This is a genomic window from Intrasporangium zincisolvens, from assembly GCF_034724055.1.
In the GTDB taxonomy this organism is placed as follows: Bacteria; Actinomycetota; Actinomycetes; order Actinomycetales; family Dermatophilaceae; genus Monashia; species Monashia zincisolvens.
Window position 1 is genome coordinate 1 of sequence record NZ_JAWIIL010000021.1, and the last position, 1,831, is coordinate 1,831.

Sequence of the window (1,831 nt, forward strand, 5' to 3'; positions counted from 1 at the left end):
ACCTGCGGCCGCGCCGCCAACAACCGCACCGGATCGACCTTCAAGCGTGCCAAGGCTGCCCGCCGGCCGGGGAACGGACCCCGCTCGGCCCTGCGACGGCGCGCGGCGAGGGCCCGCCCGTCGAGGGACCGGACGTGGGAGACCTCCCAGTCCTCGGCCAGCTCGAGGCGCGCGCCGTCGACCTCGAGCGCGACGGCACCGGTCACCTGCGCCCAGAGGACGCGCTCCGCCATCACGGTCGCGCCGAAGAAGTCGAGGCGGCGCGTCTTGGCGTGCAGCGGCGACGTCGGCACCCCACGCGTGAGGAGCTGCTCGGACGGCGGCTCGCCGACGTAGCGGTAGCGCAGCCGCACGACGCGGGTGGCGCGGTCGTACCGGTCGGCGACGGCGTACGGGGTGTGCCAGGAGCCGTCGCGAAGGCCGTGCAGCAGGATGTCGCGCCAGTGCGGCTGCAGCTTGCGGATCGTGAAGGAGTCGACGACGTCCGGGGTCAGCAGGTCGGAGATCTCTCGCAGCGTGGCCCGGAACCCCGCGCCGAGCTCNCGTGAAGGAGTCGACGACGTCCGGGGTCAGCAGGTCGGAGATCTCTCGCAGCGTGGCCCGGAACCCCGCGCCGAGCTCGCCCTCGATGGCCGAGGCCGAGCTGCCCATGGCGTCCTCGGAGGAGAAGTACCAGGAGAGGTCGTAGAGGATCGTGTTCTGCAGCCACGTGGGGACGACGCCCCACCGTTGCTTCGCCTCGGTGAGGAGGGCCAGGTAGCCCTCGCGGGGCACGACGCCGTAGCGGCCGGTCGCCGAGATGCCGGTCTGCAGCGTCGAGGACTGGTCGGCCCGCTTGCGGTAGTAGTACTCGGCCGAGGCGAGGAACCCGGTGCGACGTGACGGGGCCGCCATGAGGTAGCGGGCCGCGAAGTCGCCGTCCTCGAAGTTCGGGCGCAGCCGGTCGTTGAACCGCAGGTCGCCGATGAGGTCGCGGCGCAGCACCGAGGTGGTGGCGCTGTTCGGGATGTGCGCCGTCGCGACGTCGAGGTCGACCACCGCGTCGCCGAGGGTGAACATCTTGGCCCGGGGATGCTTGGCGAGGGCCCCGGTGGCCTCCATCCGCAGCACCATGTTCGTCGAGACGAAGCTCACCTCGGGGTGGCGGCCCACGAGCCCGGCCACGGACGAGAAGTAGCCGGGAGCGACGGTGTCGTCGGGATCGGTGAACGTCACCCACTCGCCGGTCGCGTGCTCGAGGCCGGCGTTGCGGGCCGCGGCCTGACCGGCGTTCTGCTGGGTCAGCACGACGACCTCGAACGGCGCCCGCTCGGCCCACGAGCGCAGCGCGGCGAGGCTGTCGTCGGTCGAGCCGTCGTCGACGGCGACGACCTGCAGCAGCGAGGGGTCGTAGTCCTGGCTCTCGAGCGACTCGAAGAACTCCGGCAGGTAGCGGACGACGTCGTACACCGCCGACACGACCGAGAACGTCGGGCGGTCCTGCTGGTCCTGGAGATCCTGCGTCGTCTGCTCGGCTGCTGCCGTCATGACCTGCACCTGCGGTTCCTTCCGGTACGTTCCCCGACGGACCGCTGGTGAGAAGGCCGCAGCTCAACCCCGAGGATCCCGGCGCGGCCGGGAGACACACGAAAGCGTAGGCGCGACAGTTGACCTGCGCCTGTGCAGCGCCCGGGAGCCGCCTCGGAGGGCGGCTCCCGGGCGCGACGGAAGGGGACGGTGCGGGCTCAGCCGGCCTGGGTCAGCTCCGGTGCATCGGCGGCCACGGCGTCCTTGAGCTCGGGGACCGGGCGGTCGAGGGCCTCGATCGCGGCCGTGACCCGCTCACAACACC

At 72.1% G+C, this 1,831-nt stretch carries 1 protein-coding gene; it reads right to left on the reverse strand.

The annotated features are described in order from the left end of the window. The coding region (locus tag RY076_RS23600) for a glycosyltransferase family 2 protein (RefSeq protein ID WP_323102471.1) at positions 1-1,527 on the reverse strand (1,527 nt) is incomplete at its 3' end. Between the last annotated feature and the right edge of the window lie 304 nt (positions 1,528-1,831).